The sequence below is a fragment of the Sphingobacterium puteale genome, from assembly GCF_050986225.1.
Lineage (GTDB): Bacteria > Bacteroidota > Bacteroidia > Sphingobacteriales > Sphingobacteriaceae > Sphingobacterium > Sphingobacterium puteale.
The window spans coordinates 1,186,536-1,205,678 of the sequence record NZ_CP158959.1; the positions used below are offsets into that span (position 1 = coordinate 1,186,536).

Here is a 19,143-nt window from a genome sequence, read left to right on the forward strand (position 1 = left end):
TTGCGTAGCATACGGGTATATATATCAAAAGCAGCCGCATAGTAGCAAAAGGCTATGCCGGTGAAGAAAGTAAATAAGGGCACACGGGGGATGCCTAGGCTCTCAGAGGCGAAGAAGGACGTGATAAGCTGCGATAAGCTCTGGGGATCGGCAAATGCGACTTGATCCAGAGATTTCCGAATGGGGCAACCTGACTATTTGAAGAATAGTCGTATAAAACGCGAACGCGCTGAACTGAAACATCTAAGTAGGCGTAGGAGAAGAAAATAACAATGATTTCCCAAGTAGTGGCGAGCGAACGGGAAAGAGCCCAAACCGATCATGTTACGGCATGGTCGGGGTTGTAGGACCACGAGATTGTACAATGCTATGAACTGGAAGCAGGTGGGAAACTGCGCGACAAGGGTGAGAGCCCCGTACAGGTAAAGAATATTGGCATAGTGGTATCCTGAGTACCGCGGGACCGGAGAAATCCTGTGGGAATCCACCAGCACCATCTGGTAAGGCTAAATACTCCTGAGAGACCGATAGTGAACCAGTACCGTGAGGGAAAGGTGAAAAGAACCCCGAACAGGGGAGTGAAAAGAACCTGAAACCGTGTGCTTACAAGCGGTTGGAGCAGAGAGATTCTGTGACAGCGTGCCTTTTGCATAATGAGCCTACGAGTTACTCTTGTCTGGCAAGGTTAAGTCCTTCAGGGACGCAGCCGAAGCGAAAGCGAGTCTTAATAGGGCGCATAGTCAGATGAGGTAGACGCGAAACCTTGTGATCTACCCTTGGGCAGGTTGAAGTTGCAGTAACATGTAATGGAGGACCGAACCGATAAACGTTGAAAAGTTTCCGGATGACCTGAGGGTAGGGGTGAAAGGCCAATCAAACTGGGAAATAGCTCGTACTCCCCGAAATGTTTTTAGGAACAGCGTCGGCATGGAGTCTGATAGAGGTAGAGCTACCGATTGGGTGCGGGGGAGTCAAATCCTACCAAATCCAGACGAACTCCGAATGCTATCAGATATGGCCGGCAGTGAGGCTTTGGGTGCTAAGGTCCAAGGCCGAGAGGGAAAGAACCCAGACCATCAGCTAAGGTCCCCAAATCCGTTCTAAGTTGAACTAACGAGGTCCGGTTGCCCAGACAGCTAGGATGTTGGCTTGGAAGCAGCCATTCATTTAAAGAGTGCGTAACAGCTCACTAGTCGAGCGGCCGGGCGTGGATAATAAACGGGCATCAAGAACGGTACCGAAGCTATGGATTTGCATTGAAAGATATGCATCTGGTAGGGGAGCATTCCATCGCCGGGGAAGCACAGTGGTAATGCTGTGTGGAGGTTATGGAAAAGCAAATGTAGGCATAAGTAACGATAAGGCGGGTGGGAAACCCGCCCACCGAAAGACCAAGGTTTCCTGATCAACGTTAATCGGATCAGGGTCAGTCGGGACCTAAGGCGCACCCGAAAGGGGCAAGCCGATGGACAACTGGTTAATATTCCAGTACTCTTGATAACTGCGATGTGGTGACGGAGTAGTGACACTGCCGCGAACTGACGGAATAGTTCGTTGAAAGGCGTAGGTATTGGAGTTGTAGGCAAATCCGCAACTCTAGCTGAAACCCAATAGTACAGCAAAGCTCCGGTGGCGCTGATAGAGCAGGTAAACAGACTTCCAAGAAAACCCGCTAAGCTTCAGGTTATGAAGACCCGTACCGCAAACCGACACAGGTGGTCGAGGAGAGAATCCTAAGGTGCTCGAGTGAGTCATGGCTAAGGAACTCGGCAAAATGGCCCTGTAACTTCGGGAGAAGGGGCGCTGTCTCAGTGATGAGCAGCCGCAGTGAAAAGGCCCAGGCGACTGTTTAACAAAAACATATGGCTTTGCAAAATCGCAAGATGAAGTATAAGGCCTGACACCTGCCCGGTGCTGGAAGGTTAAGAGGGGATGTCATCGCAAGAGAAGCATTGAATCGAAGCCCCAGTAAACGGCGGCCGTAACTATAACGGTCCTAAGGTAGCGAAATTCCTTGTCGGGTAAGTTCCGACCTGCACGAATGGTGTAACGATCTGGGCGCTGTCTCAGCCATGAGCTCGGTGAAATTGTGGTATCGGTGAAGACGCCGATTACCCGCAACGGGACGGAAAGACCCCATGCACCTTCACTATAGCTTAACATTGAGATTGGGTACAGGATGTGTAGGATAGGCGGGAGATATTGAAGTGGCTTCGCCAGGAGTCATGGAATCACCCTTGAAATACCGCCCTTTCTGTATCCGGTTTCTAACTCCATCATGTGGAGGACATTGTTTGGTGGGTAGTTTGACTGGGGTGGTCGCCTCCAAAAAGGTAACGGAGGCTTTCAAAGGTAAGCTCAGTACGCTTGGTAACCGTACGCGGAGTGCAATGGCATAAGCTTGCTTGACTGTGAGACCGACAAGTCGAACAGGGTCGAAAGACGGACATAGTGATCCGGTGGTTCTGTATGGAAGGGCCATCGCTCAAAGGATAAAAGGTACGCTGGGGATAACAGGCTGATCTCCCCCAAGAGCTCATATCGACGGGGAGGTTTGGCACCTCGATGTCGGCTCGTCACATCCTGGGGCTGGAGAAGGTCCCAAGGGTTGGGCTGTTCGCCCATTAAAGTGGCACGCGAGCTGGGTTCAGAACGTCGCGAGACAGTTCGGTCCCTATCTGTTGTGGGCGTTGGAAGTTTGAGTGGATCTGACCTTAGTACGAGAGGACCGGGTTGGACAGACCTCTGGTGAACCTGTTATGCCGCCAGGTGTACGGCAGGGTAGCTACGTCTGGAATAGATAAGCGCTGAAAGCATCTAAGTGCGAAACTAGCCACGAGATGAGACTTCCTTATAGGGTCGTAGGAGATGACTACGTTGATAGGCCATAGGTGTAAAGGTTGAGAGACCAAAGCCAAGTGGTACTAATAGCCCGAAGCTTTCTCAAGCAGACAGACACTGTTGTCTTCCTCTTTAATTTTTGAAACGAAAAAAGAATAAAAAAGAAACAGAACTCTTTCAATATATATGTCAATATAGAGTGAGCTATAGGATGGGTATACACTTTCACAGGAAAGTCTAAATACTCATGTCTGACAGCTACTACTATAAAAAAACTTTAGGTGCCTATATCGGCGGTGTCTACCTCTTCCCATTCCGAACAGAGCAGTCAAGCCCGCCAGAGCCGATGGTATTGCCGTAACAGGTGGGAGAGTAGGTCGGTGCCTTTTTTTACACGGAAGCCCTTGCTGGAAACAGTCAAGGGCTTCTTTCGTTTGGATGCTCCCCAAGGACCTTTATTTATCCTCCGGTCCTTTTCCTGCCTTTGCCGGTACTATGCCCCGCTCCATGTTCGCTATCAAGAAGCGGCGGGCCGAGCAAACTCCGGGAAAGGGGTACGCAACTAGGGACCCGCAAAGCAGTCCCGGCCACCTTATTGTATACTGCTGTGGAGCAAAAGAGACTATGTATTGAATTATGTTTATAATCACCCGGCCGGAGAAAACTTGTCTTTCTTGCGTTATCATTGTATTTCTACGAGATATTCTCTAATTTAGTCATTACAGCAACGCAATTTATGATGAAAGCGAAACAGATATTCTTACTTAGTATTTTATTACTATTTTTCCTTAGTGGCAGGAGATTAAACGCACAAGAACAATCCTTGGATGATGGTGTTTTGCGTATATTGGCTATTGGAAACAGCTTTTCCGAGGACGCGATTGAGCAGAATCTTTATGAATTGGCAAAAGCGGGAAAGAAAAAAATCGTAATTGGTAACCTCTATATTGGCGGTGCGCCATTAAGCCTGCATGTAAACAATGCAAAAGAGGATAAGCCTGCTTATCGCTATAGGAAGATCAATCTGGAAGGCCATATGTCCGAGAAAACAAACGAACGGCTTTCGGAGGCTCTGGTTGACGAAGCCTGGGATTATATCAGTTTCCAGCAAGCAAGCCCTTTGTCGGGAGATTATGAATCCTATGCAAAGGATCTACCGCTCTTATATGATTACGTCACAAAACATGTCAAGTATCCCGAGACAAACTATATCTTGCATCAAACATGGGCTTATCAAAATGGTTCGCCCCATGAAGGTTTTGTCCGCTATAACCGTAATCAGAATACAATGTACACGGCCATCGTAAACACTTGTCAAGAAGTCTTTAATTGGGGTAATTTTGATCTATTGGTGCCTTCGGGAACAGCTATACAAAATGCACGGTCAAGCTATCTAGGCGATCAATTCACAAGGGACGGCTATCATCTTAACTTGGATTATGGACGTTTTGTCGCGGCTTGTACCTGGTACGAAGCACTGTTTAAAGAGAATGTTATCAATAATACGTTTTTGCCACTTAAAGTAACCTATATTGAAGGGCAGATAGCACGGGCGGCCGCACATCAAGCGGTGGAATCTCCTTATGGGGTTACTGTATTGAAGGATTTTCAATTAATGAAATAATATATTTATATGAGTATCAAAAAAAGCTATTTGGTCGAATTGGATCATGAAACAAAAAATACCAAACGTATTTTGGATCGGATACCAGACGAAAAATTGGATTGGCGTCCGCATGAAAAATCGATGACTCTAGGAGAGCTTGCATCCCATGTTGTGGAGTTACATAGTTGGGTGTCTAAAGCGATACCAAAAGATACATTTGATTTTAAGGTAGATTATCATCCACTCAAAGTATCTTCAGTAGAAGAGCTTAAATTGATTCTTTCCGAGGGGTTGGAAAAGAACAAAGCTGCCTTAGAAAACATAGCAGAAGAAGACTGGTTTAAGGACTGGGTGTTAAAATCTGGAGACTATGAAATAGCACGTTTACCACGCGCTGGCGCTATACGTTTTATTGTTAACAACCATATCGTTCACCATCGCGGACAGTTGACTGTATATTTACGGTTACTCGGTATTCCAGTACCGGGTTTATATGGGCCTTCGGCAGATGAACCGATGCCCAGTATATAGTATCATTTGGATATGGTATAGAAAAATAGATATAAAAATAAAGGGGATCAATTTGATCCCCTTTATTTTTATATGTGGAATTGTCTAATTATTTAGCCAATTCTTCAGCGATTGCTTTTCCAATTTCAGCTGGAGATTCAACTACACGGATACCACACTCACGCATAATTTTCATTTTTGCTGCAGCAGTATCATCAGCACCACCAACGATTGCACCGGCGTGGCCCATACGACGTCCCGGAGGCGCTGTTTGACCAGCGATAAATCCAACAACAGGTTTAGTACCGTGCTCTTTGATCCAACGCGCAGCTTCTGCTTCCATTCCACCACCGATCTCACCGATCATGATGATCGCTTCAGTTTCTGGGTCGTTCATTAATAATTCAACAGCTTCTTTAGTTGTTGTACCGATGATTGGGTCACCACCGATTCCGATAGCTGTCGTGATTCCTAATCCAGCTTTTACAGTTTGATCTACTGCTTCGTAAGTTAAAGTTCCTGATTTAGAAACTACACCTACGTTACCTTTTTTGAAGATAAATCCTGGCATAATACCGATTTTAGCTTCACCTGCAGTGATGATACCAGGGCAGTTTGGACCGATTAAACGAGATTTTTTGTCGCTCAGGTAAGATTTTACCTGGATCATGTCTTTCGTAGGGATACCCTCAGTGATACATACAATCACTTCGATACCCGCAGCGGCAGCTTCCATGATTGCATCCGCAGCAAATGCTGGAGGTACAAAGATAATAGAAACATTAGCTCCTGTAGCGTCTACTGCATCTTGAACAGTGTTGAATACAGGACGGTCTAAGTGTTGTTGACCACCTTTACCAGGAGTCACACCACCAACTACATTTGTTCCGTACTCAATCATTTGAGTCGCATGGTAAGTACCTTCGTTTCCAGTGAAACCTTGAACGATTACTTTTGAATCTTTATTAACTAATACACTCATTTCTTCTTTAAATTTTGCACACAAATCTACTATTTTGCTTTCTAAAATGGAAGCAATGTGGATAGGAATATGACCTTTATTGATAAATTTTTAGTTCAGATTGCGTTTTTGGATAAAATCCCAAAGGATAATGCCAATTGCGACAGATACGTTAAGTGAGTGCTTGGTGCCATATTGGGGGATTTCGATACAAGTATCGATTTTTTCCATGACTTCTTCATCGACACCATTGACCTCGTTTCCAAAAATTAAAGCATATTTTTTATCGGACTTTGGCTCAAATTGATGTAACATGACACTATCATCGGCCTGTTCAATGGCAATGATTGTATAACCTTCCATTTTTAGCTGGGCTACAACATCGATCGTTTCTTTGTGGTATTCCCAAGAGACAGATTGTGTTGCTCCCAAAGCCGTTTTTTCGATTTCCCGGTGTGGTGGCGTTCCGGTAATGCCACATAAGTATATTTTTTCAATAGCAAATCCGTCCGCTGTACGGAAGGCAGAGCCGACATTGTGCATGCTACGAACATTGTCCAAAACGATTGCGATAGGCGTTTTTTCTTGTTTTTTAAACGATTCAACATCTGTACGTTGAAGTTCATCCATCGATAATTTTTGCATGCCGCAAATATACTAAACCTAAAAAACAAAATAGATTTTGAATATTGAAAATAAGGTGTTATTTTTGCAGTCCGAATTACAAGAAAAAATTGAATAAAAATTAGCTAAAAAAAATGGCAAATCATAAATCAGCGATCAAAAGAATTAGAGCAAACGCTACTAAACGTTTAAGAAACCGTTACCAAGCAAAAACAACGCGTAACGCAATCAAAAAATTACGTCATACAACTTCTGCAGAAGAGGCAAAAACATTGTTACCACGCGTAATTTCTATGCTTGATCGTTTGGCAAAGAAAAATGTGATCCACAAGAAAAAAGCTTCTAACAACAAATCTAAGTTAACTAAATTCGTTAACGGTTTAGCGTAAGCTTCCTGTATAGATATTGAGGGGTACAGCTCGCTGTATCCCTTTTCTTTATGTTATATACTTTGGATTTCTCTTTCCAAGCGAATAGTAATAAAAAAAGCATCAGTACTGATGCTTTTTTTATGTTGTTACGATAAACTATTGCTTTAAATTTGGCAATAACTCCGCAATGACTTTTCTCAACTTATTGGGATCTTTCATATAGGGTTCCAAATCATATAGCTCTACCTTTTTGAAGTCGATGGGATGACTCTCACTCTGCAATGAAATGCTTCCTTTCTTTAATAGTTGTCCATCTTTTTTTACGGCAGGGTCAAAGTCAGTTACATTCCCACCCCCTATTTGAGGTTTGGTATATTGTAATACCACCTTGTCTTCAAGGATATGCTGTACAAGTGAATCACCCAATACCAGAAAATCTGCTGTTACCCATTGGTCTCCAGCATAGGTCTTTGATGTGGAGCTGATACAATGTGGGGTAAATAGTTTGTTATCGATGACAACATTTGTTCCCGGTGTACAGAGATTGCTCGTGGTACGTTCGTCCTTGCCATTTCCACCCAAGAGTTGTCCTTCGATGGATATGGGGAAATCTTGATCTACGCCCATCGTCTTGGGGTCTTGTCCATGTAGCATGGCACCGCTATTGCGCCAGGCCCAGCCTTCACCACCGGGAGCCTGCTCGCCTATAAAACGATAAGTGACACGTAATAAATAAGCGGAAAATTCTTTATCGTAGAATAGATGGCCATATTGAAAATTGAAATTATCGTAGCCATCATATCTGACTTTCAATAAACCATCTTCGACACGGAATGTGTTTTTATAGTTATCTCCAACCTTATGGTTTCGGATTTTTGGGGTCCAGTTTTTTAAATCTTTCCCATTGAACAATTGAATGGGCTTGGGTTTTTTGTCTTGAGAATTGCCAAATACGGAAGTGCTGAGTAATAGAATTCCAGCACTATAGATAATATGTTTGAATTTCATCCTAAATTAGGTTTATTGACCTAATTTAGGGAAACATTTTTAAATTAGCAATTCTTTTTGTTTGACATACTCGCTGGGGCGAATACCTACGACCTTATTGAACGTATTGCTGAATGTAGGTAAACTGTTATAACCGACTTTCAATGCGACCTCATTGACACTGAGTTTTTCATCCAGTAGCAATTTAAGGGCAGTTAGCATTCTGAGGATCGTATAATATTGAATAAAAGACATGTTTAATTCCTTCTGAAACAATCTGGCCAATGTACGTTCGCTGATATTAAATAAGCTCGCAAGTTTTTTAAAACTCACATTTTCTTCAATATTTTCTTCCAGATAAGTAACGATATCTTTTAATTTTTGGTGGCTTGGATAGGGCAATGCCAGCGGGAGTTCGTTCAAGGACAACTCAGGGAGGATAAGCTTAAATGCAGTCGCTAAGCTATATTTTGGTTCCTCGACGGGAAATATATTGCCATTCCAACGGTTGGTAAACATAATCAATTCAATCAGCAGATCGTTTACCGGATAGATCCCCATTTTACTGTAGAATGCAGTATCGCTGTTCGTCTTTGGAAAATATAGATTACGCATCACAACCTCCGGGGTACTCGGATGGATACTATGCTTTACACCCGCAGGAATCCACAGGTAGTGCCGAGCTGGCAAGAAATATGATTTTTCATCCGTTTTGATAAAAACGACACCACCCTCGGTGTATAAAAATTGATCCTTATCATGAGCGTGCTCAGTGATATGGTTCTCCGCTATGATGGCATGGTGACAATAAATGCTATCTTCAAATGAGTCGACCTCCGTCATGTAATAGCGGTTGACATATTTTGCATCGCTCGTTGTATCTTTTGTGTTCATTTTTTCCTATAAAACTACGCTGCAAAGGTAAGACTTTTTTACTAGACCTGACCTTGTTGCCCGTAAAGTGAGTGTATGCTTACAATAAAATTGCAAATAAAACACTGGAGAGTTAGTGTTTACTTACCGTGATTTAAATTTATTATTTTTAATTTGTTGAAAATCAGTTTTATACGAAGTTACTCTCTTTTTTTTATAAAATAATTGGAACTATATTTTTGTTTATTTTATTGATATACAGTTGTTTAATTTTATTTCGTCTCCATTGAATAATTTTGTGTCGAATGGGAATAAATTCACTGTAGAAAAAAACACTAAAATTGTTTGTTTGAGAAATGTACACCGGGGTCTAATATCTTTTAAAATAGCGGATGTAAATAGGTTTCAATTTCTTAAGTTTACATGAATAGCGTACATAAATAAAATTATAAGGATATGGCTTACGAAAGGATAAAAATTCAGAGCTTACACGATAAGGTTATTACAGCTGCCGAAGCTGCGAAATTATTTCAGGATGGTATGGTCGTTGGTTCAAGCGGTTTTACCAAAGCTGGCGATAGTAAAGCCGTATTACCGGCTTTGGCGGAAAGGGCTAAAGAGGATCCTTTGAAAATAACATTGATTACGGGTGCTTCCTTAGGACATGGTACAGACGGTAAATTGGCTGAGGCCGGAGCCCTGTCCAAACGGATGCCATTTCAGGTAGATCGTACCCTCCGCAATAAGATCAATGCCGGAGATGTACTTTTTATTGACCAGCATTTAAGCGAGACCGCTGAACTGTTGCACAATAAGAATCTTCCGCAAGTTGATATTGCCGTTTTGGAAGTCGCTGCGATCGAATCAGATGGCAGTATCGTTCCAACGACCTCCGTAGGTAATTCGGCAACCTTTGCTGCATTGGCTAAACAGGTTATACTGGAAGTAAATACGGCTATTCCGACTACTATTAAAGGAATACATGATATCTACCAGGCCGAAGACTATCCGCGTCGTAATGTTATCCCTATTGTAGCGCCTGAAAATAAAATCGGTCGAAAGACAATCCCATTGGATCCCGGCAAGATTGTGGGTATCGTTTTTACAAATGAACTAGATAGTCCGGCCGATATTGCCGAGCCAGATGACAAAACAACAGCAATAGCGAAGCATATATTGGCTTTTTTTGAAAATGAAGTTGAACTTGGGCATCTGTCTGAGAGTCTGATGCCGCTCCAGGCGGGAATTGGAAAAGTGGCGAATGCGGTACTTACAGGCTTTATCCATAGTAAATTTCATAATTTAACGATGTTTTCGGAGGTATTACAGGATAGTACATTTGACTTAATTGATGCGGGTAAACTGGATTTTGCGTCAGCCTCTTCCATTACCGTATCAGAAGAATGTTACTCCCGTGTATTCGATCATTTAGACAAATACCGGGACAAGATCGTGTTGCGTCCTCAAAATATATCGAATACACCGGGATTAATCAAACGGTTGGGTATCATTGCGATCAATACAGCGATAGAATTTGATATATATGGCAATGTAAACTCCACCCATACTTCAGGCACCAACATCATGAATGGTATAGGTGGTTCTGGAGATTTCGCCCGAAATGCTTACTTAAGTATCTTCGTCACACAGGCGGCTTCCAAGGGGGATGCGATTTCCCATATAGTCCCGATGGTATCCCATGTAGATCATACGGAACATGATGTTGATATCTTGGTGACAGATTATGGTTTGGCTGATCTGCGCGGATTGGCTCCTCGTGAGCGTGCGAAAGTTATTATTGAAAATTGCGTACATCCTGATTACAAATCACAACTGTTGGATTATTACAATCGTGCCTGCGAAAGGGGGGGGCATACGCCACATTTACTGGAGGAGGCTTTCAGTTGGCATATCAATTTGAGACAAACAGGAACCATGAAAAAAAACTAGCCAAATATATCGCTACTGGCTGAAAAAGAATAGGGCTAGCCGAATCTGCTCGGTAGCCCTATTCTTTTATAATTTCGTGCTTGTTTTTCCGCGTATCGTTTCAAATATTCTATTCTCGGGCGGCACCTTTGACTGTTGGACCGCTTTTGAGGATGCACATATTTCTCTCACTGTCTCATTTTACGACTATAATTACTAAACCAGCGGCTGTTTTTTCAGATTAGGATATTTTTCTCTGATCCAATTGCATCAGTCCTTTAAGAGGTTCCATTCGTTTGCCTATTTACCAGCCTTTCTCAATGCTATCTATAATGACGTAGCGACCTTGTTCCGATTCAGACCGATGGTAATTTTTGTTCGAAACCATTGTCTGGTTTCTGAAGATTCAATCGTATCTATATGACGCGCGATGATGATAGGGTGGAATTTGGCGATGGTTTTAGCACCCCAACCGATTCCCTTTTTGATATGGAAATCCGTTGCACCGGATAGTGACAGCATCAGTTTGAACATGGTTTCAGCAAATTTTGTTGTCAGTCCTTTCTTTACGGCATAATGTGTGGCGACACCGACCGAGCGCACAACCCATTTATTCGGATCTTTAGTAAGCTGCTCGAGTAATGGGATTGTTTTTTCTGGAAAAGTAAGGAGAGCATGTCCAAGTACACGTTCACCTATAATGTCACATACATACCATTGGTCTCCTTTTATCATATACCAGCATGCTTTCTCGATCGACTGTTCCAGATGTATGGGGAGCTGTAGTTGTAAGATCATCCCCGCTATGACATAACTTCCCATTTCATCGGTAGCGATCAGTGCATCCGTAAAAACTGTCTGTTCATGTTCGGGTATCCACGTTACCATTTCCTTTGCAGCATATTCCAGAAGCGGAAAACTCACTTTCTTTTTTAGAAGTCCCACTTGTATAGCTATAAGAGAAGTGTCCGGCCCCCGCTGTTTCCAGCCCAGCTTAGCCTGCTCTAGGATTTCCCTGACATGGACTTTACTTGTGTTTTTTTCCATCGTAGTAACCTCTTTCTTTATTTTTGGTCCTTATAGAAGTTCCAAAAATTGTAATCTGTCATTGGTGCGTCTGTTATTCCGATATTTCGCCTATGTTGACGATCTGCCCGCGGTGATAAGTTCCGTGGATCATCAGATGCCGAATATATTCATACATTGAAAAAGTACATTGCAGCCAAGGCGATTCAACTTTTACATTTTTTTTAAATCTTCTTCCGAAAGACCTTTTACATAATCCTGAAGCTTTTGTGAACTCTCTTTAATGGCGCTGAAAATATCCGCTTTTTCACTAAAGTTTTTTCAAAATCAAAATCATTGTGTTCTGAAATATGGCTCCACCAATACTCCTGTGTCTGCCAGATATAGTCCAATGTTTTTAAGCTCATAATTTTGGGTTGATTGTTTTTACATCTTTAGGTAAATATAAATATCTTTCCATACAGATTTACGATATTTAGATCAAGTATGGAATATTCCATACAGATTAGACGATGATTGGTAAGCCTTTTAGTTGGGAATTGCATGAAGAGGAGACAGTAAAATAGAAGTAATACGCCGCGAATCGAATATTTGATAGTTAGATTATAGTGTAATAAGCGCTTAATAGATGTATATGAGAGGAAGTCGGCTTTTGGGGCAACAGCTAGAAAATAAACGGACAAAATAAACGGAATTTTAGGGTAGATTCTTGTATTAAAGATATCTTTAATACAAGGAAACTGAATCATAAATTGATCAGAAAAATAACCAACATGAAATACTAATATGATGAAAATACAATCGAGCCAAGCTGTGGGGCTATTTTTTATTGGAATGAGCTGCTTGGCGATCCCTGCTGCACAGGCTCAGCAGTCCAGCACCGTCAGGCGTATATATATCAGTCCAAAAGGCAGCGACCAGAATGCGGGAACATCGGTAAAACCTTTTGCCACAGCTGATGCAGCCCTTCGTGCCGCAGAAAAATATAAAAAGGGAAAGGTCGGTTCCGGTATCGAAATTATTTTTAACGGCGGAACGTATTACCTCGACAAACCGATACAGCTCTTGGCAAATCACTCTGGTAATAAGAAACAGCCTTTAAGGATTAAAGCCGCCGATGGAAAGCAGGTCATCCTCAGTGGGGGCAAAACCCTTGATCTAAAATGGGAACAAGGCGATAAAGGGATCTGGAAAGCTAAAGTTCCTGCAGGATTGAGTTTCCAGTGTTTGTATGCCAATGATGCACACCTGATCCGTGCAAGGTATCCAAATTATGATGCCTCTATATTACCCTTTCAGGGGTATGCGGCAGATGCACTGAGCCCAGCACGTATCGCGACCTGGAAAAACCCGACCGGAGGTATTGTGCATGCGCTGCACGAAGGCCGTTGGGGTGGGTTCCACTACCGCATCACAGGAAAAGAGGGGGGGGCAAAAGTTACGCTTGAAGGCGGAGAGCAAAATAACCGCCCAAGCAAAATGCACGAGACCTATCGCTTTGTCGAGAATATTTTTGAAGAACTTGATACTGCCCAGGAATGGTATCTGGATGAGGCTAAAGCGACTCTATATTACATGCCAGCCAATGGTAAGGATCCTAATCAGCTTAAGTTTGTGGCTCCCCAACTTGAAAATTTAATCACTATTTCGGGTTCCGCTTCAGGTCCGGTACATGATATTGAAATCAGCGGCCTGCGTTTTACGCATACGGCACCTACCTTTATGAAAACTGCGGAACCACTGTTGCGCAGCGACTGGACTATCTATCGGCAGGGAGCGGTAAAGATTGAGGGTGCTGAAAATTGCACCCTTCGTGCCAATGATTTTGTCGAATTGGGCGGGAATGCTGTCTTTGTGAGCAATTACAATCGTGGCGTAAAGATCAGCAGCAACCGTATTGAACAGATCGGTGCCGGTGCCATCAACTTTGTAGGCGATCCCGAGGCTGTGCGCTCACCAGCGTTTCACTATGAGCAATTTGTTCCACTCGATCAGATGGACACTGTCAAAGGTCCCAAGTCTAAGAATTACCCTATGGATTGTGAGGCCAGTGACAATTTGATTCACAGCATTGGTCTGATCGAAAAGCAGGTCGCTGGTGTTCAGATCTCGATGGCTGAGTCTCTACTCATCTTGCACAACACGATTTACAATGTGCCCCGTGCGGGTATCAATGTCGGTGACGGTACCTGGGGCGGACATGAGATCGCCTACAACGACGTATTCAATACCGTGTTGGAAACCAGTGATCATGGCGCTTTTAATTCTTGGGGACGTGACCGTTTTTGGCATCCCGACCGTAAAGAAATGGATCAGATGACAGCAGCCCATCCCAACTTAATTTTACTGGATGCGGTCAGAACAACAAAAATTCACGACAACCGCTTTCGTTGCGACCATGGCTGGGATATTGACCTCGATGATGGATCTTCCAACTACGAAATCTACAATAATCTCTGTTTAGGCGGCGGATTAAAATTGCGGGAAGGCTTTTATCGCAAAGTATATAACAATGTTATGCTCAACAATGGTTTTCATCCACATGTGTGGTTTAAGGACAGCCATGATATCTTTCGGGATAATCTTTTGATGCATAGCCATCAGGATATTCAGGTTAAGTACTGGGGGGATGAGGTGGACCATAATATTTACACAAGAAAGGAAGACTTACTAAAAGATCAAACGAAGGGAGTGGAAAAATATGGACGTGTTGTTCCGCTGAATTTTGTCGATCCCGTCCAGGGCGATTTCCGGTTGAAGAACTGGAAAGATCAAGGTTTCAAAAATTTTGATATGCTGCATTTTGGTGTGACGAGCAAAAGACTGAAAAGCCTCGCTGCCAGCCCGGAGATACCGCGGCTGATCCAAAAAGACACAAAAGAGCAGGACTTGAAGTGGGCTTGGAAAGGCGGACAATTTAAGTCTGTCGAAACATTGGGCGAACAGTCAGCCGCTGGACTTCCATCGATTGCCGGTGTATTGGTGCTCCAGCTGGAAGAAAAGAGCGCGCTTTATAAAAGCGGACTACGGGCCAATGATGTGATCTTGGACTATCAAGGCGAGAAAATAGATCAGTTAACGGACCTACAGCAAGCTATTAAAAAGCATATTCATGCCGATCAGCCAACAGTTGTTGTTTTTAGAAACCAGCAACAGGCGGAACTGATTTTGCAATTATAACATATGATATGCTGCAAGATCAATAGTTTAATAGAAATAGAAAGAGGCTTTAGACAGTCTCTTTTTCTGTTTAAGTTGGGTTCGGGCCGAGTAAACTTATTTTTGCCTAAAAATGTACGATCATTCTAAACTTAATATAGGGATTAGTTTTTTGAAATCTATTCTTTATTTGGTGTAAAATACTTAACTTAAAGGGATTAAAAGCTAAAAGTTATGAAATTGCCAATTATCGCCTTTTTTATTTTTTTGAATTTTTCGTTTGCCTCAGCTCAAACCGTATCAAAACAAACAGGCGCTGTTGATCCTAACAGTTGGATAAAACAGAAACTCGCCGCGGCGAAGGTCAAAACCGTGTTTAAAAACTATGATAAAAATTTTTTTGGACCAGATTCTGTCCGTATTATCGGTTTTATTGAAGGCTATAGCCCAAAGCTCGGTTTTAATAGCGGCATTATTTATTGTGGCAACCAACTGACCAGAGAGGACTATCCGGCCACAATCCGGATATATCCTGATGGCCGTTTTGAGGCCAGTTACCTGGCGGTCAATCCGGAAATGTCTTATCTATCCATCAATGAGCGTAATTACTATTATTATATCGAACCCGGCCATACCTTGGCGATGACATTGAAAGCTTCGCTGGACGGTCAATTGGAACTGTTGCAGTATGGTGGACCGCTTGCTCAGGAAAATCAACAGCTTGCGGATTTTAAATGGGAAAGCAACCGGAGGAAATTTTATGATCATGTTGAACAGCTGTTGAAGGAAAGACCGACACAGCAGACCAAAGAAGGAGTTATCGCTACATGGGATTCTGTCCGGCAGGATGTAAATGACCGTCTGAAGAGCGCTGCCTATACCCCTAAGGTAAAACATTTGATCCGAAGTGATGTGGATGTCAATTACGCCGCGCAACTGTTGGATCTCCAGATGTATCGCGAAGGGATTTCAAAAAATGACAGCCTAAATCCCTACCTTAAATCTCCCCTTCCGGAAGATTACTTTGATTTTATAAAACGCTTGGACCTGAATGATCCTGCCCTATTTGTCCCGCGGCAGTTCTCGACACTTATCAACCGCTTTGAGTACTCACCATTATTTCCTATTACCAGTCTTTATAGGTTAATGAACAGCCAGCGGAAATTAAACTTCTACCAGGTATTAGACTCCTTAAATCGAAAAGCGAACGGGCCGATAGCCGGTACGCTGGTTACTGAAGCAGCAATACTCCGAACATTGAAATTCAGGATTTCAAATGCAAAAGACACGGTACAGATGGCAGAGATTTCAAATGACCTGTTGCAGGTTCTGACCAATAAGGACTTGAAAAAAGAAGCCATGGCGTTGAACGAAAGAGTGAAAAAATCCATGGGAGGTTACATGTTGCCACAGACGACATCTGCCGCTGTATTTAAAAAACTGACCGATAAATATCGTGGTAAGGTCGTTCTTGTTGACTTTTGGTCAGAATCCTGCGGGCCCTGCCGTGCTGGGATTGAGGCCATGAAAGAAAAGCGCTTAAAACTAAAGGATAATCCCAACCTGGTATTTGTTTTTGTGACGGACAGCAGCGGTACCCCTGATATGAATTTCTACAACGATTATGTGGTCAAAAACCACATGTTCGAAAGCTATATCGTTTCGCCGGATGAGTATCTGGCGTTGCGGGAGTTATTTAAATTTAATGGCATACCGCGATATATTCTAATGGATCCCGACGGCAAGATCCGGAATGACAATTTCCCGATGCATAACTGGCGTTATGAACTGCCCAAAAACTATCCGCAACTATTTACTTTCGAGCAGTTGCAAGGAAGTTAAGGAGAGAAAAGTTTTTTTAAACTCCGTAGTTATTTTTCTTTATCTCTGTTGAGTTTTTTAGTTAATTTTTCGAGTGTCTTTTGTATTTTTGATAACAAGCCGCAGTAGAGAAGAGGCTGCCGTTCGGACCTATTGTATAATGTATATACTTTTTCGTAATAGGACAAACCAAATGAATTGTTTGAATGTCATAGAAATAAATAGAGGAATAGCCAGATGAAACTTAGAGGAGATTTACAATTACGCAAATTGGGCGATGACCATATCTTAGTCTATCCCGGGCAAGAGCAATTGGATGCATCCAAGGTTTATACTTTTAATGAGACTGCTGTGCAGATCTGGCTAGAACTGCAAGGAAAGGAATTTAATGTTGAAAGTGTCACTGCAGTTTTATTGGATAATTACCAGGTAGAAGAAAGTGTGGCTGAAAAAGATGCTGAAAAATTGGTGAAACAATTTGAAAAACAAGGTTTTTTGATCTAACTGATGAGCCGATAATTTTAAGAGGCATTCAATTTTAGATTACGCCAATATCACTTTTTCTAGTAGCACACCGGCGGCTTAATACTTCGGTCTATTCTTTTTTTTGAGATAGATACAATAGGCAGAAGATGATTTTTTACGCGTTTTGCCAGCAAAATAATGACTGCAATAAGGTTATGTAGGATAGATTGATTTTGAAATAAAATGACAGGTGATATTGGACTGTAGAAATTTAAATGGTACATTCAGCTGTGGATAAATTTGTTTCTCATACCAGATATTGCTGGAGCGGGAATGTTAAAAACGGATGCTTTTATGATTACAACAAAGTATTTTAATTACAAACAGATCTTCAATCTTGCTGGTGTCCATTTAATCTGGTTGACGGCATGGTGTTCTCTTGTTACCCTCGTCTATTATTTCTTTCAGTGGGAATGGATGATTATTCCTTGGGTTCCCTTGGCATTGATTGGTACAGCAGAAGCATTTTACGTGGGGTTTAAAAATAACCAGGCTTATGATAGATTATGGGAGGCCCGAAAGATATGGGGCGGGATCGTCAACTCCAGCCGCTCATTTGTATCCATGCTTTATGCCTTTAATACCGGACAGGGCGATCAGCAATATCTGGAAGAAGTCAGGAAGAAATTAACCTACCGCCATATTGCCTGGTTATACCAATTTCGTGAGCAGCTGCTCGTTCCGACCGAGTGGGAACACATCAGTCTGAAGAGGCATATCGGTGCACTGAATGTCAAGCGACATCGGCTGATCAAAGCCGGTTTTCCGGATTATAGCCGGACGCCTATATTCTTGAATAAATATCTTTCGAGAGAAGAATATGCGCTACAGTCGGTCTATAAAAACTTTGCAACTTATCTGAATTCCCAACAGGCAAAAGATGTCAATGATTTAAAAAACGATGGGCTTATCTCGGATTTCAATCAGATGCAATTGCAGACCTGCCTCAATCAGTTTTATGATTTTCAGGGACAGGCAGAACGAATCAAAAAGTTCCCCTCGCCAAGGCAGTTTGCCAGCACGGCATTTGTTTTTAATGTTATTCTGATCATGTTACTGCCTTTGGGGCTGGTCAATGAATTTGCTAAACTGGGCCACTGGGGAATTTGGACTAGTATTCCTTTTTGTGTGGTCATTGGCTGGATCTATATTGTGATGGAACTGGTGGGTGACTATACTGAAAATCCTTTTGGGGGACTGATGTTTGATATTCCGATGTTGTCCATCTGCCGAACGATAGAAATCGATTTATTGCAGATGACAGGTGAGGAAAATCTGCCTGATCCGATTGCTTCGAAAAATGGTGTTCTGGTCTAATGAGCTATTCTTGTTTGGCAGGGGCTAAATAAGAACAGTTATGGTATTCTTTACCTCAGCGATCATAAAAGAACTGTGGGTGCTCGCAATGTGCTGTAGGGAGGTCAACTTGGACAACATAAAATGTCGATAATCTTCCATGTCCCGAACACAGATCTTTAAAATATAATCGTAATCGCCACTGACATGGAAGCATTCGGTGACTTCCTGTAAATCCATTACCTCCCTTTCAAACTGCTGTATATATTCTTTTTTATGCTGTGTGAGCTTGACATGACAGAGCACCATAAAATCTTTTGCGATCTTTTGTTTATCAAGTAGAGCGACATATTTAGAGATCACCCCGGTGTTTTCAAGTTTACGTACACGTTCATAAGCAGCCGTTACGGATAATCCGAGCTTATGAGCAAGCTCCTTGGTGGTCTGTTTGGCGTCTTCCTGCAGAAGTTTGAGTAATTTTTTATCAGTTTCGTCGAAGTGCATAGATTATTTTTTGGTTTAAAGTAGTTATATGTAGTTGTTGCGGATATATTTTCTAAAATTTACAGATATATCAGATTTATAATCTAATATACTGATAAAATGTTGTAATA

General features: G+C 42.3%; 14 protein-coding genes and 2 rRNA genes. 10 read left to right on the forward strand and 6 right to left on the reverse strand.

The window, feature by feature from the left end; genetic code table 11:
• Window positions 1-63: 63 nt before the first annotated feature.
• The 4 genes from ABTV71_RS04865 to ABTV71_RS04880 all read left to right on the forward strand — a co-directional run bounded on the left by ABTV71_RS04865 (window position 64) and on the right by ABTV71_RS04880 (window position 4,978).
• A 23S ribosomal RNA gene (locus tag ABTV71_RS04865) occupies window positions 64-2,947 on the forward strand.
• Window positions 2,948-3,118: 171 nt separating this feature from the next.
• Window positions 3,119-3,230: ribosomal RNA gene (gene rrf, locus ABTV71_RS04870) — 5S ribosomal RNA — on the forward strand.
• A gap of 347 nt (window positions 3,231-3,577) precedes the next feature.
• Window positions 3,578-4,465, forward strand: coding sequence for a DUF4886 domain-containing protein (locus ABTV71_RS04875; RefSeq protein WP_245971428.1), 888 nt, complete (start codon window positions 3,578-3,580; stop codon window positions 4,463-4,465).
• Window positions 4,466-4,474: 9 nt separating this feature from the next.
• The gene (locus ABTV71_RS04880; protein WP_433902389.1) at window positions 4,475-4,978 is read left to right on the forward strand and encodes a DinB family protein; all 504 of its coding nucleotides are present in this window, start codon (window positions 4,475-4,477) and stop codon (window positions 4,976-4,978) included.
• Between the two features lie 88 nt (window positions 4,979-5,066).
• On the opposite strand, the gene sucD is transcribed toward ABTV71_RS04880, so the two are convergent.
• Together sucD and ABTV71_RS04890 are read right to left on the reverse strand one after the other, a co-directional pair.
• Window positions 5,067-5,939, reverse strand: coding sequence for a succinate--CoA ligase subunit alpha (gene sucD / locus ABTV71_RS04885; RefSeq protein ID WP_077438675.1), 873 nt, complete (start codon window positions 5,937-5,939; stop codon window positions 5,067-5,069).
• A gap of 90 nt (window positions 5,940-6,029) precedes the next feature.
• Window positions 6,030-6,563, reverse strand: coding sequence for an RNA methyltransferase (locus ABTV71_RS04890; RefSeq protein WP_121126537.1), 534 nt, complete (start codon window positions 6,561-6,563; stop codon window positions 6,030-6,032).
• Window positions 6,564-6,676: 113 nt separating this feature from the next.
• Between ABTV71_RS04890 and rpsT the strand changes: the two genes are divergently transcribed.
• Window positions 6,677-6,931, forward strand: coding sequence for a 30S ribosomal protein S20 (gene rpsT, locus ABTV71_RS04895; protein WP_046671646.1), 255 nt, complete (start codon window positions 6,677-6,679; stop codon window positions 6,929-6,931).
• 138 nt (window positions 6,932-7,069) lie between these two features.
• Here the strand turns inward: rpsT and ABTV71_RS04900 are convergent, their stop codons facing one another.
• Together ABTV71_RS04900 and ABTV71_RS04905 are read right to left on the reverse strand one after the other, a co-directional pair.
• The gene (locus tag ABTV71_RS04900) at window positions 7,070-7,921 is read right to left on the reverse strand and encodes a 3-keto-disaccharide hydrolase (protein WP_433902390.1); all 852 of its coding nucleotides are present in this window, start codon (window positions 7,919-7,921) and stop codon (window positions 7,070-7,072) included.
• 39 nt (window positions 7,922-7,960) lie between these two features.
• The gene (locus tag ABTV71_RS04905; RefSeq protein ID WP_121126535.1) at window positions 7,961-8,794 is read right to left on the reverse strand and encodes a helix-turn-helix transcriptional regulator; all 834 of its coding nucleotides are present in this window, start codon (window positions 8,792-8,794) and stop codon (window positions 7,961-7,963) included.
• Window positions 8,795-9,229: 435 nt separating this feature from the next.
• Between ABTV71_RS04905 and ABTV71_RS04910 the strand changes: the two genes are divergently transcribed.
• Window positions 9,230-10,723 carry a succinate CoA transferase gene (locus ABTV71_RS04910; protein WP_433902391.1) on the forward strand — a complete coding sequence of 498 codons (1,494 nt, stop codon included), beginning with the start codon at window positions 9,230-9,232 and terminating at the stop codon, window positions 10,721-10,723.
• A gap of 306 nt (window positions 10,724-11,029) precedes the next feature.
• On the opposite strand, the gene ABTV71_RS04915 is transcribed toward ABTV71_RS04910, so the two are convergent.
• Entirely contained in the window at window positions 11,030-11,749 is a 720-nt protein-coding gene (locus ABTV71_RS04915) for a DNA alkylation repair protein (RefSeq protein ID WP_121126533.1), read from the reverse strand.
• Between the two features lie 765 nt (window positions 11,750-12,514).
• Here ABTV71_RS04915 and ABTV71_RS04920 point away from each other — a divergent pair.
• The 4 genes from ABTV71_RS04920 (at window position 12,515) to ABTV71_RS04935 (ending at window position 18,550) form a co-directional block, all read left to right on the forward strand.
• A complete protein-coding gene (locus ABTV71_RS04920; protein WP_433902392.1) occupies window positions 12,515-14,908 on the forward strand; it encodes a PDZ domain-containing protein in 2,394 nt (797 codons plus the stop codon).
• A gap of 213 nt (window positions 14,909-15,121) precedes the next feature.
• Window positions 15,122-16,729: a TlpA family protein disulfide reductase gene (locus tag ABTV71_RS04925; RefSeq protein ID WP_121126531.1), complete on the forward strand. Its 1,608-nt coding sequence runs from the start codon at window positions 15,122-15,124 to the stop codon at window positions 16,727-16,729.
• Between the two features lie 216 nt (window positions 16,730-16,945).
• A complete protein-coding gene (locus tag ABTV71_RS04930) occupies window positions 16,946-17,212 on the forward strand; it encodes a PqqD family protein (RefSeq protein WP_121126530.1) in 267 nt (88 codons plus the stop codon).
• Window positions 17,213-17,527: 315 nt separating this feature from the next.
• Window positions 17,528-18,550 (forward strand): bestrophin family protein, encoded by a 1,023-nt coding sequence (locus ABTV71_RS04935; RefSeq protein ID WP_121126544.1) that lies wholly within the window; start codon window positions 17,528-17,530, stop codon window positions 18,548-18,550.
• A gap of 24 nt (window positions 18,551-18,574) precedes the next feature.
• Here the strand turns inward: ABTV71_RS04935 and ABTV71_RS04940 are convergent, their stop codons facing one another.
• A complete protein-coding gene (locus ABTV71_RS04940; protein ID WP_121126529.1) occupies window positions 18,575-19,033 on the reverse strand; it encodes an Lrp/AsnC family transcriptional regulator in 459 nt (152 codons plus the stop codon).
• Window positions 19,034-19,143: the final 110 nt, after the last annotated feature.

Coding starts and splice junctions, on each gene's coding strand:
- ABTV71_RS04875 (WP_245971428.1), top strand. CDS start 3,578: ATGATGAAAGCGAAACAGATATTCTTACTTAGTATTTTATTACTATTT.
- ABTV71_RS04880 (WP_433902389.1), top strand. CDS start 4,475: ATGAGTATCAAAAAAAGCTATTTGGTCGAATTGGATCATGAAACAAAA.
- sucD (WP_077438675.1), bottom strand. CDS start 5,939: ATGAGTGTATTAGTTAATAAAGATTCAAAAGTAATCGTTCAAGGTTTC.
- ABTV71_RS04890 (WP_121126537.1), bottom strand. CDS start 6,563: ATGCAAAAATTATCGATGGATGAACTTCAACGTACAGATGTTGAATCG.
- rpsT (WP_046671646.1), top strand. CDS start 6,677: ATGGCAAATCATAAATCAGCGATCAAAAGAATTAGAGCAAACGCTACT.
- ABTV71_RS04900 (WP_433902390.1), bottom strand. CDS start 7,921: ATGAAATTCAAACATATTATCTATAGTGCTGGAATTCTATTACTCAGC.
- ABTV71_RS04905 (WP_121126535.1), bottom strand. CDS start 8,794: ATGAACACAAAAGATACAACGAGCGATGCAAAATATGTCAACCGCTAT.
- ABTV71_RS04910 (WP_433902391.1), top strand. CDS start 9,230: ATGGCTTACGAAAGGATAAAAATTCAGAGCTTACACGATAAGGTTATT.
- ABTV71_RS04915 (WP_121126533.1), bottom strand. CDS start 11,749: ATGGAAAAAAACACAAGTAAAGTCCATGTCAGGGAAATCCTAGAGCAG.
- ABTV71_RS04920 (WP_433902392.1), top strand. CDS start 12,515: ATGATGAAAATACAATCGAGCCAAGCTGTGGGGCTATTTTTTATTGGA.
- ABTV71_RS04925 (WP_121126531.1), top strand. CDS start 15,122: ATGAAATTGCCAATTATCGCCTTTTTTATTTTTTTGAATTTTTCGTTT.
- ABTV71_RS04930 (WP_121126530.1), top strand. CDS start 16,946: ATGAAACTTAGAGGAGATTTACAATTACGCAAATTGGGCGATGACCAT.
- ABTV71_RS04935 (WP_121126544.1), top strand. CDS start 17,528: ATGATTACAACAAAGTATTTTAATTACAAACAGATCTTCAATCTTGCT.
- ABTV71_RS04940 (WP_121126529.1), bottom strand. CDS start 19,033: ATGCACTTCGACGAAACTGATAAAAAATTACTCAAACTTCTGCAGGAA.